Raw genomic sequence first — 14,835 nt, 5'->3', positions numbered from 1 at the left:
CAGGCGAGAGCGAACCCGAATTGAGGGATCGCGTGCAGCGCCTGCTTGCCTTCCTGGCCGAGCTCGTCAAGGCCCGCAGCGCGCCCGTCCGCGTCGTCGACAAACACCGCGCCGTGATGTCCCTCGAGGAGGGAAACATCAGGGCCGGCCTGCGTGCCCACGCCGCATCGGGCGACATCGTCCTGCGCGCGCGTCGCGTTCAGCTCGAAGAGCCCCCGCGCCCGCCCGCTGAGCTCGCGAAGTACGTGCACGGGGACATCGCGGATTCCGCCGTCGAGCCCGAACTCGACCCCCAGGCCATCGGCATCGACGGTCTCGACGCCTGGCTGACGGAATGGCGGACGTGGGCGGTCGTCGATCGCGAACGGCAGGCCGCCTCGCATCTGTATTCCTTCCTGCAGCGAGCCATGCTCGACCTCGAGGACCAGCCCGAATCGCTGGAACTCGTCGTCGCGTCGGGTCTGCTGCACCTCTCGGAGGGTGTGGCGGGCGCGCGGGTCCACACGCACCTGATCACTCAAGCCGCGCTCATCGAGCGGCAGGGCGATTCCGGCGACCTGGTGGTCCGGCTGAGTCCCAGCGCGGGGCCGTCGCTCGAAGACGTCCAGCTCCTCACCGGACTGGAGGTCTTCGACCCGACGAGTGTCCGCGAACTGCACGATGCGCTCGTCACCCAGGTTGCGTCGCCCCTCGACCCCGCGGCCCGCGCGTTCTTGAAGAGCTGGGCCGAGCGTGCGCTCACCGTGCCGGTCGACGTCGTCGATCGTGCGGACGAAGCGTCGTCGTCGGATGCATTCGTGACGCCGTCGCCGGTCCTCGTGCTGCGCAAGCGTGGCGCGCACGCGCTCATCGAGTACTACAACCGCATGACCGAGGCGGCCGCCGAGGAGTCGAATCCGGTGCCGCTCGGGCTGGCGCAGCTCGTCGAAGCGATCGAACCGGCCGACCGGGTCGCGTGGCTCGACCGCATCGGCACGCCGTCGGCCGAGTTCACCGGGGAGCAGTTGCTGCCGCTGCCCGCGAACGAGGAACAGCGCGACATCATCGACCGGCTCGCCGGCGACAGCGGTGTCGTGGTCGAGGGTCCGCCGGGTACGGGCAAGACCCACACCATCGCCAATATCGTCGCGGCGCTACTCGCGCGTGGGCAGCGTGTGCTGGTCACCAGTGAGAAGGCGCAGGCGCTGCGTGTGCTCCGGGAGAAGCTCCCGTCCGAGCTGCAGGAACTGTGCGTGGCCGTCACCGACCCGGTGCACGGCGGCACGGTCGAACTCACTCGCAGTGTCAGCGAAATCGCCATCCGCAAGGCACAATTCAACGTTCGGCGCGCGCAGGAACGTATCGACGAGCTCACCACGCAACGCAACGACGCACTCGAGCGTCGCGCGACGCTGATGGAACAGATCCGGCAGGCGCGCGCGGAGGAGACCGAGGCCCACGCCGATGTCGCCGCCGGCTACGAGGGGACGGCCGCGTCGATCGTCCGGCGGGTCCGCGCGCACGAATCCAAGTACGCGTGGTTGCCCGCGCCTCTGCTCACCGACACCCCACCGCTGACGGTCGACGAACTCGTCACCCTTCACTCGTTGCATCAGCGGTCGAGCGTCGAGCGCGCGCGCCGTCGCCAGCAGCGCTTCCCCGAATTGTCCCTGCCCACCCAGAGGGAACTGCAGTACGCGTGCGCCGCCGTCTCCCAGGCGTCGAGCGGCACGACCAACGGCGAGACACAGGGGCTGTTGCGGGTCCTCGAGGGTGCATCGCTCGAAGCACTCGGCCGCATCCGCGACCTGTGCGAGCAACTGCAGGGTGCCCTCGAGGACGCGGACCGGCTCGACGCCCGAATCCAACGCGTCGCCGACGACGTCCTGTCGGGCCGGGCCCAGCACCTGTGGGGGAAGACCGCCGAGCTCGCCAGGCTCGTGCAGGCCGCGCAGGAGGCCGACCGGATCGTCGGTGCCAGCTCGGTGGACACCTCCGTGACGGGACATCAGGCCTTCGAGGCGTACGACGCGCTCGCCCGCAAGCTCGAGGCCGGCGACACGTGGCGCAGCGGATTCACCCGGTTCCGGCGCAGCGACGAGCAATCCGCCGTCGAGGCGCTCGGTGAGATCGCGACCGTCGAGGGTGTCGCCGCCACCACCGCCCAGACGGCGCGCATCGTCGCCGAACACCTTCGTGCGCTCGAGGCGATCCGGGTCGCGCGGGTGGTCCTCCGCGACCTCGGTATCGACATCGAACTCGACGAGTCGCGCAGCCGCGCGGTCGGCACCCTCGCGTTCCTCGACCGCGACCGTGCCATCGTCGACAATCTCGTGGCGCGGGTACACGACGTCGAAACGGCACTGCGCGAGGTTCATCCGGGGGCGCCGCGGATCACGAGCATCGAGCAGGCGCGGTCCACCGCCGAGTCGGCACGGACCATCGCCGCCGCGGGCACCGCCGAAGCGAGTAAGAACTGGCTCGAATCCATCGGCATGTACGTGCGGAGTCAGATCTCCGGGGGAGCGTCGCCCGAAGGACGCGCGCTGGCCCGCGCCTTCCACGACGCCGACTTCGACGCCATCAACGCGGCCCTGGATGCGTGGGACCGGGCGGCGGGGGAGCAGCGTGAGGAACTGGAACTCGTCTCCCTCCACGCGCGCCTGACCACCGCAGCACCCGCACTCGCTCAGGCCCTCGCGGAGAATCCGTTGAGCCTGGCCTGGCCGGTTCGTCTCGCCGACATCGACGAGGCGTGGGCGTGGCGACGCGCCGACGAATGGGTGCGACGCTTCCACGAGCGCAGCGACGACGGACAGTTCGAACGCGACCTCGACGCACTCGAGAAGGACATCGCGCGACTCACGACCGAACTCGTCGAGGAGAAGGCATGGAGCGCGTGTCTCGACCGCACCACGGCCGAGCAGGTGCAGGCGCTCCATTCGTACCGCGATCACATCGCGAGCATCGGTAAGGGCACCGGCCGCTACGCGGAGCGCTATCGGGCCGCGGCACGCGAGGCCATGCAGGTCGCGCAGGGGGCGGTGCCGGCCTGGGTGATGCCGCTGCAGCAGGTGCTGGCTTCGATTCCGCCCGAACAGAATTCGTTCGACGTCGTCATCGTCGACGAAGCGAGCCAGACCGACATCAGCAGCCTGTTCTTGCTGTGGCTGGCGCCGCGCGTGATCGTCGTCGGCGACGACAAGCAGTGTGCACCGAGCGCGGTGTCGCTCGGTGCGCTCGACGGGGTGTTCAGCCGCCTCGATTCGTATCTGCCCGACATCCCGAACTACCTGCGCGACAGCTTCACTCCGCGGTCGAGTCTGTTCTCGTTGCTACGGTCGAGGTTCGGCAGCATCGTCCGGTTGCGCGAGCACTTCCGGTCGATGCCGGAGATCATCGCGTGGTCCAGCGACCAGTTCTACGCCGACGACCCGCTGGTCCCCATGCGGCAGTACGGCTCCGATCGTCTGCAGCCGCTACGCACCACGCTCGTCGAGGACGGGGCCGTCACCGGGCAGAACTCGACGCTGACGAACTACGCCGAGGCACATGCCCTGGTCGACACGCTCGTGAAGTGCGTCGAGGACCCGGCCTACGACGGCAAGACCTTCGGTGTCGTGGTGCTGCAGGGGCAGTTGCAGGTCGACATCATCCAGAACGAACTGCTGGACCGCCTCACGCCGGAGCAGTGGGACGAACGCAGGCTCCGCGTCGGCACGCCCCCGGACTTCCAGGGCGACGAGCGGAACGTGGTGTTCTTGTCGATGGTCGTGGCGCCCGAACAGAACATCGCGGCGTTGACCCGGACCGAATACCAGCGACGCTTCAACGTTGCGGCCTCGCGTGCCCAGGACCAGCTGTGGCTGTTCCACTCGAGGACAGTCGACACGCTGCGTCGCACCGACCTGCGGTACTCGCTGCTCACCCACATGCGGACGACGTCCCCGCGGCCGGCCGAGCCGATGCCCGACGGCGTGACGCGCGACGAGCGGCACGAAGCGTTCGACAGCCTCTTCCAGCAGGACGTCTTCCTCGACGTCGCCGCTCGCGGCTATCACGTGAACCCGCGGGTCGAGGTGAACGGTCACTTCATCGATCTGGTCGTGACCGGGGCGGCAGGCAAGCTGGCAGTTGCTTGTGACGACGAACAGTGGCACACGAGCCCCGAACGGCAGAGCGCCGATCTGGAGCGGGAGCGCGAACTGCACCGCAGCGGTTGGAAGTTCTGGCGGGTCCGGGAATCGGAGTACTACCTCGACCCGGTCGCGGCCCTGTCAGGACTCTGGGAGGAGCTGGAGCGTCGCGGAATCACGCCGGGCCGGGTGGATGCAACGGTCGTCGACGACACCGTGGATGCGGGTACACGAACGATGACGGGGATCGGCGACTACTGAGACGACTCGGCCGCCCCAGCGTTCGCGGTGGCCATCGGATGGGGAAAGATCCCCGAAGGCAAGGCCTCCGGGGATCTTTCGTGTGCAGATCTATGACGGCATCGCGATGAACGTCAGCGGATCCGACTTCTCGAATCGGCCGCTGACATTGCCCGCGAGGCCACCTTCGAGTGCCGTGTCGCCCAGGAGATCGAGCTTGCCCGCCGGTGCGCCCTCCGAGAGGTCGAGATCGCTCAGGTCGACCCACACGATGTTGGGGCGCGTCGTCGACTCGAACACGTAGCGCTTCTCGGCGAGGTCGGCCACCGTCTGCCAGATCGTTTGCGAGGCATACGGTTTTCCGGGTTCGGGCACGCGGAACGGCTGCGCGGCATTGCGGATCACGCTGAGAACGCCCGCGATCGCCTGCACCTGGCTCTGCGGTTCCGGCAGACTGCCGACGTAATGCGCTGCGCGAGCGAACCTGTCGGACGCATCGCCGGTACCGGGAAGTGGTGCGTCACCGCCGAATCCCTTCACCTTCTTCAGCAGTTCCAGCTGTTCACCGTAGGCGGGAGAGTTCGTCATGACGGCGTAGTCGCGGCTGTGCCAGACCGTCGGTGTGCCGTCGAGGTATTCGATGATCGCGGAGTCGCCGGTCGCGTCGTCGAGTGCGAGATGCACGGCGGGTACCTCACCGGTCGCCGGGTCGCCCAGCGGAACGACCTGCACGCCGGTCTTCTCGATCCAGTCGACGGCCTCGGCGACGGTCGCGAAGTTGTCGAGGAAGTACTGCATCCACACCGCGACACTGAGCGCGGGTCGGCTCTTGTCGTGGGTGCCGTAGTCCGATTCGGTGAGCCACAGGATGTGTCCGCCGAGGCCGGCCTCGTTGAGTCCGTCGACGGTCATCATGTCGTAGGCGCCCGCGACCACACTGCCGTACTTCGAGGTCCACGAGAGTTGTCCACCGACACCGTCGTCGCGGGTGATGCCACGGGGGAGCGCCCACAGATTGGTGGCGGTTTCGCGGTGGTAATCCATGTTGCGTCCCACGAGCACTTGACCGGACGGGCCGTTCCACACAACTCGTGTGCACATATGCGCCACCTTCAGGCGGTAGATCCGTGTCGATGAATTATCTCCTCGTGAATCGACGTACTCCGGTTCGCATTCCTGTGTCGATTCACAAGCGATATCGAGGTTGTATCACGAGGTGGTGCGAGAAATCTGGAGAAAACTCGGTTCGCCGGATTAGGCGGGAGGGTGAATTCTTCTCGTCACCCGTCCGACGACAGTGCGTCGAAGACCGCCTTCACGCGCACCTCGTCCTCGATGCCGAGAATGTCCGCCCAGAAAAATCCCGCCTCGGTCGTGTAGGCGTGGCCGTGCCCGCCGGGGACTTCGGCGGCAAACACCATGTCAAGCGTGACCTGCCAGAACGTCACGAACGGAATCCACGTCATCCCCTTGTCGATGTCGGCGCCGCGCTCCTCGCGCAACCAGTCCGGGCGGTGCCGAACCAGTTGGGAGGACCACCACACGATCGGATCGCTGGGATGCTGCCAGTACACGATGCGGGGAGATTCCCAGTCGCGGAGGCCGTCGAGATCGGTGAGGTCGTCGGGAGTCGCAGCGAATCGCACGTTCTGGCCACCGTAGATGACCGGAAGAATTTCGCGGCTGCCGGGATCGCGCGAATCGGTGATTCGTCGCCATTGCTCCGTGAAATTCGGTGTGCCCACCCACAGTGCGCCGTCGGTTCGGGTGATCATGTCCTGCACGCCGGCGAAGGCCGATTGACCTCCGTACGAGCCCAGTGATTCGCCGAAGACGAGTAACTTCGGCCGGGTTTCCGGATCGAGAACACTCCACCGCGCGTACACCGCCTCGAACAACGCGCGACCTGCATTGCGGGGCGAGACCCGATCGGCGAGGAAAGCCAGGGGACTGGCGAGGAACGAATACTGCATGGCCGCGATGGCAGAGTTGCCGTCGGAGAGGTATTCCAGTGCGGCGGCGACGTCCTGGTTGACCCAGCCACGACCGGTCGTCGTGGCCACGGCGAGGTACTCGCGGTCGAAGGCACCGGTGCGGTCGAGTTCGGCAACGACATGCGAGGCGAGCACCTCCATCTCGTCGTAGTCCGTGTAACCGTCGAGACTGTCGAGGGAGCGGTAACCGGCGTAGACGCGGATCGGCATCATCGCGGGTTCCCCGGTCACCGCGGTGATCTCCTCCGGAGACGGACCGCCTGCGACGAACGTGCGGCCCTCACGGCCCAGCGAATCCCACGGTTCGAGCGACGCGTCCGACCCGGATCGTTCCGTTGCCTGCGGCTGCTCGACCCCGTCTGCAGTGCCTTCGTCCACAGCCATCGCGGATCCGTTGGCGATCCGCGCGATCTCCACCGACAGCAGACCTTCCACCGCCCAGAACACGATCAACCCGACCAGCACGACACTCACGATGCGCGCCAGGGGAGCCGGCAATACGCGGACGACGAGTCCGGTGACCCATTGCGCCACGTGCCGCAGACCGCGGCCGATGACGAGCAGGAGCAGCGCCACCACCACGGCGACGAGCAGCACACCCGGATAGTCCCAGCTACTGCCGGGTTCCATCCCGACGAGTTCGCGGCTGATGTCCTGCCACCACGAACCGAGGACGAGGAAGGTCGGCACCACCACGACGGCGACCGCTGCGAGCAGGTACCAACCGACCTTCTTGACGGTCGCCGACCAGTTCGTCTCGAAGCCGCACTTGCGGACGATCCACGCGAGGAGCACGCCGATGCCGTAGCCCGTGATGACGCTGATGCCGGTCGCGACACCCTGCAGGTACCAGGGGCGTGGAAGCAGGGACGGCGACAGCGACCAGCAGTAGAACAGCAGCGCTACGGCGAGGCCGACCGGATGGAACCGGCCCAGCCACCTCAGGGTCCCGTCCTTCAGCCGAGCCGAGAACGATGGGGATGGCTCAGGAGGTGCGGGCTGTGTATCGAGGGTCGTGGTCATCAGCGGTCGCTTTCGTCGGTACCAGGGCGCAGGAAGGCATGGCGAAGAGTCGGAATGCGAAGCCGTAGGGGAGAAGCTAGCAGAGCCTCGGGCAGCGTGCCGTGTTCGACTACTCGTCTGCGGTGTTCAACTGTTCGACGGCCTCGGCGATCCGCTGCGTGTCGGTGAGCGTCCACCCCTCTGGGGACGTCACGGCGGCCCAGCCGTAGGGGATGAGGTCCTCGTAGTTGTGGCCGTGACCGACGGGTGGCGACGTGCCGACCATGATGTCGGCTGCGACCTGAGCGAAGGTGACGATGGGGTACCACCGCATCGACGGTGAGCGATCCGTGCCCGGAGGTTCGGCGAGCCAGTCGGGTCGCTCGAAGAGCAGTCCCGGTCCCCACCACACCACCGGATCGGACGCGTGCTGCAGATACAGGACCCGCGGGTCGTTCCACGGTCCTTGCTGGTCCTCGAGCGTCTGCAGGTCGGAGGCGAACCGCACCGCGACGCCGTCTTCGTAGACGGGCAGGACCTCGGGGCTGCCGGGATCACGATGGTCGACGATGCTGCGCCACAGCTGGTTCGAGTTCGGCGGTCCGACGAACAGCGCGCCGTCGATCTGGCTGCGCATGTCGGTGAGGTCGTCGAAGGCGGCTTCGGCGGATTGCGAGCCGAGGCTCTCGCCGTAGACGACGAGCTTGGGTCGCTGGTCCTCCGGCAGTTGCGACCAGCGTTCGTGGACACCGTTGATCAGTGTGTTGCCGGCGGCCTTGGCGGCGGAGCCGTCGACGAGGAAGGAGATCCAGCTCGGCAGGAAGGAATACTGGATCGCGGCGATCGCCGAGTTGCCGTTGTAGATCGCTTCGATCGAGTCGGCGGCGAACGGGTTCACCCACCCGGTTCCCGTGGTGCCGGCGACGACGAGGATCTCCCGCTCCCACGCCTTCGTGCGGTCGAGTTCGTCGAGGATCAGCTGCACCTGCTCATCGGTGGTGCCGTCGGCTTCGAGTCCCGCGTACACCCGTATGGGTTCGAGAGCGGGAGCGTCGTTCAGTTCGGTCAACTGCTCGGCGTCCATCCCACCGGCGACGAACGTGCGTCCCTGACGTCCGAGACTCTCCCACGACGACGTCGACGCCGGGCTGCCCGACCGCTCAGGAATCTGGGGCTGCTCCACACCGGGGTCGGTGCTGTTGTTGTCGTCGGCGAAGACGATGCGTGCTGCCATAGAACTGCTCGCGAGCAGAACCTGGTCGACGAACACGACCACCGCGAGCACGAGGATCACCGGTGCGAGAACGCCGGCCGCGACGACCGGAACACGCAGGCGGGTCGCGAGGAACTCCGCGAAGCGTCGTCCGACCCACCGCAATCCGCGTGCGATGTAGAGGAGGGCAGCGAAGACCGCGACGCTCACCAGTCCGGTGCGGAGATACGCGAAGCCCGTCGTGGTCTCGATACCCATGAGGGCACGGATTTCGTTCTGCCATCCCGCCGCGGCGAGCAGACTCCCCAGGAGTGTTCCCACCGCGATGAGAGCGACCAGCACTTCGGCGATGCGGCGGACCGTATGGCGCCGGCGCCACCACGCGAGACGCGGGGCGATCCACCGCCGCGCGGGAAACGCGACGAGCACACCGATGCCGTAGCCGACGGTGCCCGTCACGCCACTGATGAGTCCCTGGAAGTACCACTCGCGGGGGATGAGGGAGGGACTCAGGCTCCACGCGAAGAAGAACAGGGCGACGACGAGACCGACGAAGTCGAGGCCGAAGACGGAGAGGTGGCGTCGGGTGTTCTTACTCGACTCGTCGATTTCGAGGGGCGTGGCGGGAGCGGTCACGATGCGACAGTAACTGCTACGCAGCGCTACGGCCTGACGTCCGCTTCCCTACAGGTACACCGTAGGAATGCGAGGTGCAAATCATCCAAACCATTGCAACTCCGCTTGCGGGCAGACTCTGACAATTCGCGGGTAGGAGACCTGGTTCATCGCTGTAATCGGCGATCTTGTTACAGGGACTGCGGAATGGCAGGGCGCCTTCTCGCCTGTCGGACTGAACGGTAAGAATGTCTGAGATGTGCGGGCGGCTGCCTGTAGTGACGAGGGCGGGGAGGTTGATGTGGCGGTGCGTGTTCGGGGCATACGAGTGTGAGCGTGTAGAGCAGAACAGACGAACTCATCAGAAGTACCGGGCGTGTAGGACCCCCTGGCTCCCGCTCGCAGGCAGCCAGCCCGACGATATCGATAGCAAGGATCAGCGTGACGACTCCGACGAGCTTCGGCAATGAAAACGACCTCGAACGGTTGAAGAGCATTATCGGTCGGTGGCGTACGTCGTTGGTAGATCTGAGTGGCCGAAATCGACTACTGAACTTTCGTCATACACAAGCCGCGACTCTGGAGATCAAGCAACCTTCGCTCGACGAGCTGTTCCTTGGCCTCGAACGCGGTTGGGATTTTGCCCCGCTCCCGGAGGAGGAGCCTCAAGCAGGCGCCCGTCCCCGGGCGGTTGCCGACCACGAGGGTGAAGGCATCGTCACGCAGAAGACCACCGCCCCCACTCTCGACCGGGCGCTTCAGAATCTTCGCCGACGATCGACCCAGGTCTTCAATGACTACGGCATTTGGACCCTGCAATTGGGCTTCGGAATGCTCAACTGGCGAGAGGACGGAGCAGAAAATGGGAGTGACGCCCCACTGATCTTGGTACCGGTCCTTCTCGAACGTACATCGACTGGGCGAACCCGCCTTGTGTTGAACGAAGACGAGGAGCCGAAACTCAATCCTGCACTTCCGGTCAAACTGGAGCAGTTCTACATCGACTGGTCTCCTGTTGCGGAACTGGATCCTACTGATATCGATGCTGTCTTGACGGCGGTCGAAGCCTGTGTGGACGGCAAGAGCGGGTGGACGGTTTCCGATCGAGTCGTGCTGGGACTCTTCGCTTCGCACAAGGAATCCATGTATCAGGATCTCTTGGACAACGAAGCTGAAGTGGTCCGCAGTGACCTGATTCAGGCGTTGGCGCTCGGGCCCAGCGCCAACCTGGCATCCGACCGCTTCGATTTCGAGGAAATCGAACTCGACCGAATTGATGAGCTTTCTCCGCCGGAAGACAGCCCGCTCGTCCTGGATGCGGACGCATCTCAGCGACAAGCGGTAGCTGCCGCGGTCGCCGGGCACTCATTCGTCATGGATGGGCCGCCGGGGACGGGCAAGAGCCAGACCATCACCAACATGATCGCTGCGCTGATCCATGCAGGGCGAAGTGTGCTCTTTGTCAGCGAGAAGGCGGCCGCGCTCGATGTCGTGCTCGATCGCCTTCACTCAGTCGGTCTGGATTCGTACGTACTTGCGTTGCACAGCAAATCCACGAGTCGTGCCGCCGTTGCCAAGGAATTGGGTCGTGCAGTGGAGGAGGAGCCGCGCGCTCCGCGACTGGAACATGGAACGAAAGAAGAGATCGAGCGAGCACGCGAACTGCTTACGGGGTACGCGGATGCTATGAACGAGGTGCGTCGGCCGCTCCAGCGTACACTGCATGATGCGATAGGCCGAATCGCAAATCTCGCCGATGCCCCTGTTGCGTACGTTGATTCACCCGAGGAAGGGGGTCGTTTCAATTCGCAGGCGCTAACCGGTCGTGACTTGGCCAAGATCGTTGACGCGGCCGAGACTGTTGCTCGCGGTTGGGTAGCGGTCGCTGATCCTCAGTTCCCATGGCGGAAGCTCCGTCCGGAGGCAACGAACATCCGGCCGTCGCTCGAACAGGCGCAGGCAGCACTTCATGTGTTGACTGCGGCGGTTGAGCGCTACCGCGAGATATCCGAGAGCACACTATCTCTCGCGAACGAGCATGATGTCGATCGGTTCCTGCAGTTGCTACGACTCGTGAAGTCGCGTCTCGACATTCCGCAGTGGTGGCTCACCACGCTGGATTTCGTCGACGACGTCGAGGAAGTGGTGGACCGATTTCTGGAAGAGCTGGGAACGGTTCACGAAGCCGTCTCCGGTGCTCACTCGACCGGCGGTGAGCGTTGGAGGGAGCTTCCCCTTCGACTCGAGTCGGAGGCGGGCAACTCCGAGCGTGCACTTGGAGAACTGACGCCGACGGGGCTCGTCCTTGCCACGCTCGACGAGAACAGCCTGCGTAACACTCTCATCGAGTTCCGGCGCCTATCCGAATCTCTGGAACGGACCCACCTGCATATTTCGGCGCTAGCAGATGACTTGGGCATGTTCCCTCCCCGTGACGGGCATGAGGCAGAGATCGTGTGCAAGATCGCCGAGCTTTCTCTAGTCGACCACCGTCCGCTGGAGGGGTGGTTCGTACCAGAGGGCGTGCTGAGGGCGCGGAAAATTGCGACTGCTTTGACGGGTGAGAAACTGACGAGCTTCTTTACCAGACGGGACAATACGCAGCAGGCGATCGAGTCGGCCTCGGCTGAAGCAGGACGCAGATGGCAGCAGCTTGATCGTTCGCTCGTAGCCGGCCGGTCGAGCGGCGAGCTTGCACTCACAAGCCTGGATCCCTCAGGAATGGATCTCGAACGGTGGAACAGCAGACAACTTCGTCGGATCAGGGAAGTGTTCGACGAATCTGTTGAAGGGTTGGCGAACGCCGATGAACTCGCGACGTCGCTTGCTCACATTCTTGGTTGCAACGAACCCGAAAATATAGAAGATGTGCGGACACTGATCGAACTTGTCCACCGGAGTGCTGGTCGAGACAGGGCCCTCAAGGAGTGGTTCGATCTCGATGTGCTCGTGCAGGTCCACGAAGCCGTGGGGCGGATCGAATCAGCAGTGGATCACCTACAAGCTGTCAAGGAGGAAGCGGGTGGCTTCTTTCTTCCATCGGTCGTAGAAGTGCCCGATCTTTCTGACGTCATCACACGACTGACGGAGGGTCCTCGTGGATTCGGGGCGCTGTTCTCGCGGCAGGTGCGTTCGGATCGGAAGGTCATAGCTGGGCATACGGTGAACGGTAGCTGGAAGGCTGACCTCTACGATGCCTTGCACCTGGCGCAGGAATGGCAAGCGGCACATCGCGAACATTCTCGCATGTGCACGTCCTACGAGAACCTCCTCGGACGTTTCGTGGACGCTGACGCTCTCGAAATCAGGACTGAGCAGCTTCGGGCAGCTCTTACTCATGCAGAGACGATCCACGAGCTCGTGCCGAACCTACTTGTGAATCCGAGGATGCGGAATATCCTGGGTGAGCGACTGGGAGACGGTGATGCATTGGACTCCGCCCTTGTCAGTACGAGCCGGCGTCTCGACAAACACCTCCAGGCGTGGACGCACGTTCTCGAAATTCGGGAATTGTCCGAGATTGCACCAGCCTTGGCTCGCCTGTCACTGGGGCGCACTACCTACTGGGTCCAGGCTCACCTCGAGCCGCTCGCGTTGGCGTGCGATTTCATGGACGAAGTATTGCGAATCATCGGTCGCTTCCGGGGGGACGGCAGCGAACACACGCTGGGCAGTGCTCGGGCTGCTGTGATGGCTGCGCACCACGCGCAGGATGAGCTCGCGACGTTTCTGAGCACGGAGAGCGAGGACCGGAAACTTCTGGGAATGCTTTATACCGGATTGGATACAGCATTCGAGGCTGTAGTAGATGCGGTCGCCAGTGACTCCCGCTCCGCGAGTCGGCTGTTGCGTGAGGCGATCGAGGACCTGACGAATGACGAGGTAGGGCATCTCACCTCCGCTCAGATCGAATTCCTCGGTCGCTACGCCCAGGACGGCAACCCGGACGTAGAACCTTTGTCCGTTGCTCTGGGAGCTGCCGAGTCCGTCGCGCATTACGCATCCGATGTTCTCGACGACCTCGGTCGCCGGAGCAAGATGGCATGGGCGCTTGCTGATGGACGTTCTGTTCCCGAGGGCTGGCTGGAGCGAGCCGAAGACGCGCGCAAGATGGTCGCGAATTGGAAAGGCGACGTTCGACAAGCAGTCGTGGGGCCGTCGGGTCCGGCCCTGTTCGAAGTCACTGCTGGCAGTGCTGCGAGTTGGATGCACGCGCATCTGGACCCGTTGACCCAAGCGCTGGATCTCGTCAGCACCGTATCGCGCGTGGTCGACGATCGGCGGCTCAACGTAGAGTTGGACCGTTCCCGCTCTGGTGGACACCCGGAGATGAGCGGTGAGTTCCCCCAAGATAGAGGGAGCGGATTATGGGATCTACTCGTCGGAGCTTCACTGCCGAGTACAAGGCCAACGCGGTAAGTTTGGTCATCGATGATGGCCGTGCGATCGCCGAAGTTGCACGCAGTATCGGCGTTCACGAGATGACGTTGGGGAAATGGGTGAAGAAGACTCGAGACGAGGGAAACGGTGAGTCTGACCGCCCGTTGAATGAGGACGAGCGGGCGGAACTCGAGCGCCTTCGCGAAGAAGTGAAGCACGCCCGGATGGAGGTGGAGTTCGCAAAAAAAGTAGCGACCTGGTTCGCGAAAGACCCGCGGTGAAATTCGCGGCTATCGCGGACTGGGCTGAATCCGATTCATATCCGGTCACGTTCATGTGTGCTCAACTCGGCGTATCGACTTCTGGCTACTACAAGTGGCGCGGCAAGTCGCGCTCAGCTCGAGACCTCCGAGACGACGAGTTAACAGCGCTGATCGAGTACCACTACGAGCACCTCAACGGCCGTCCCGGCGTTCGGCGCATGCGTGCGGAACTCGCCGCCGGCGGCCACCGGGTCTCGCACAAGCGGGTGTGGCGGCTCATGAAGGTCGCAGGTCTGGAAGGCCGCCACCCGAAGGCGTGGAAACGCACCACCGTCGCCGGAGACAGCCCCGTTGGGGCACCTGACCTCATCGGCCGCGACTTCACGGCGGCCGAGGCGAACACCAAATGGTGCGGCGATATTACTTACGTACGGACCTGGAACGGCTGGGCGTACCTGGCCACCGTCATCGATCTGCACTCCCGGATGGTCGTCGGATGGGCCGTGGCCGACCACATGCGAACCGAGCTGGTCACCGACGCACTGGACATGGCCATCGCTCGTCGTCGACCACCCGGAAAAGTCATATTCCACAGCGATCGCGGAACTCAATACACGTCCACCGACTTCGATAAGTACTGCACGAAAAACAATATCCGACGATCATTGGGGCGCACTGGCATTTGTTTCGACAACGCGGTCGCAGAATCATTCTTCGCGAGCTACAAGAAGGAACTCATTCACACGCGCCCGTGGCCCACTCTAAAAGCACTCAAAAAGAGCACATTCACCTGGATTGAGGAGTACTACAATAGGGCCCGACGACATTCCACACTGGGCTATTTGACACCAGCCGAGTTTGAACTAGGATTCAGAGACATATACGAACTCGCCGCTTAATTGCAGTGGCCACTTTAGCGGGAACACTCCAAGTCAGCACGTGCTGGGGTATCGAATGCCGCAGCGGCTCGGCGTCTCGAGCAAGAATTCTCGGACAATGAACGTGCGCATCGC

The 14,835-nt window shown here is 64.2% G+C and carries 7 protein-coding genes; 4 read left to right on the top strand and 3 right to left on the bottom strand.

Going from position 1 to position 14,835, the window contains the following annotated elements:
• Window positions 1-32 precede the first annotated feature (32 nt).
• Window positions 33-4,376, top strand: coding sequence for an AAA domain-containing protein (locus M3330_RS04570; protein WP_255027168.1), 4,344 nt, complete (start codon window positions 33-35; stop codon window positions 4,374-4,376).
• A 90-nt stretch (window positions 4,377-4,466) separates the two neighbouring features.
• Here M3330_RS04570 and M3330_RS04565 read toward each other — a convergent pair whose 3' ends face one another.
• The 3 genes from M3330_RS04565 to M3330_RS04555 form a co-directional block, all read right to left on the bottom strand.
• A complete protein-coding gene (locus M3330_RS04565; RefSeq protein WP_255027166.1) occupies window positions 4,467-5,456 on the bottom strand; it encodes a linear amide C-N hydrolase in 990 nt (329 codons plus the stop codon).
• Window positions 5,457-5,635: 179 nt separating this feature from the next.
• Window positions 5,636-7,372, bottom strand: coding sequence for an alpha/beta-hydrolase family protein (locus M3330_RS04560; protein ID WP_255027164.1), 1,737 nt, complete (start codon window positions 7,370-7,372; stop codon window positions 5,636-5,638).
• A gap of 109 nt (window positions 7,373-7,481) precedes the next feature.
• The gene (locus M3330_RS04555; protein ID WP_255027162.1) at window positions 7,482-9,200 is read right to left on the bottom strand and encodes an alpha/beta-hydrolase family protein; all 1,719 of its coding nucleotides are present in this window, start codon (window positions 9,198-9,200) and stop codon (window positions 7,482-7,484) included.
• Between the two features lie 420 nt (window positions 9,201-9,620).
• Here M3330_RS04555 and M3330_RS04550 point away from each other — a divergent pair, with 420 nt between their 5' ends.
• From M3330_RS04550 to M3330_RS04540, 3 genes are read left to right on the top strand one after another with little or no spacing between them, the layout of a single operon-like run.
• Window positions 9,621-13,598, top strand: coding sequence for a DUF4011 domain-containing protein (locus M3330_RS04550; protein WP_255027160.1), 3,978 nt, complete (start codon window positions 9,621-9,623; stop codon window positions 13,596-13,598).
• Window positions 13,547-13,840: a transposase gene (locus tag M3330_RS04545; protein ID WP_006898371.1), complete on the top strand. Its 294-nt coding sequence runs from the start codon at window positions 13,547-13,549 to the stop codon at window positions 13,838-13,840. The genes M3330_RS04550 and M3330_RS04545 overlap by 52 nt, the downstream gene beginning before the upstream one ends.
• The gene (locus tag M3330_RS04540) at window positions 13,837-14,721 is read left to right on the top strand and encodes an IS3 family transposase (RefSeq protein ID WP_204650704.1); all 885 of its coding nucleotides are present in this window, start codon (window positions 13,837-13,839) and stop codon (window positions 14,719-14,721) included. The genes M3330_RS04545 and M3330_RS04540 overlap by 4 nt, the downstream gene beginning before the upstream one ends.
• Window positions 14,722-14,835 lie beyond the last annotated feature (114 nt).

Origin of the sequence: Rhodococcus sp. GA1, assembly GCF_024321955.1 — a bacterium.
Classification (GTDB): domain Bacteria; phylum Actinomycetota; class Actinomycetes; order Mycobacteriales; family Mycobacteriaceae; genus Rhodococcus; species Rhodococcus pyridinivorans.
This window is presented reverse-complemented; position numbering and strand designations above follow the sequence as displayed.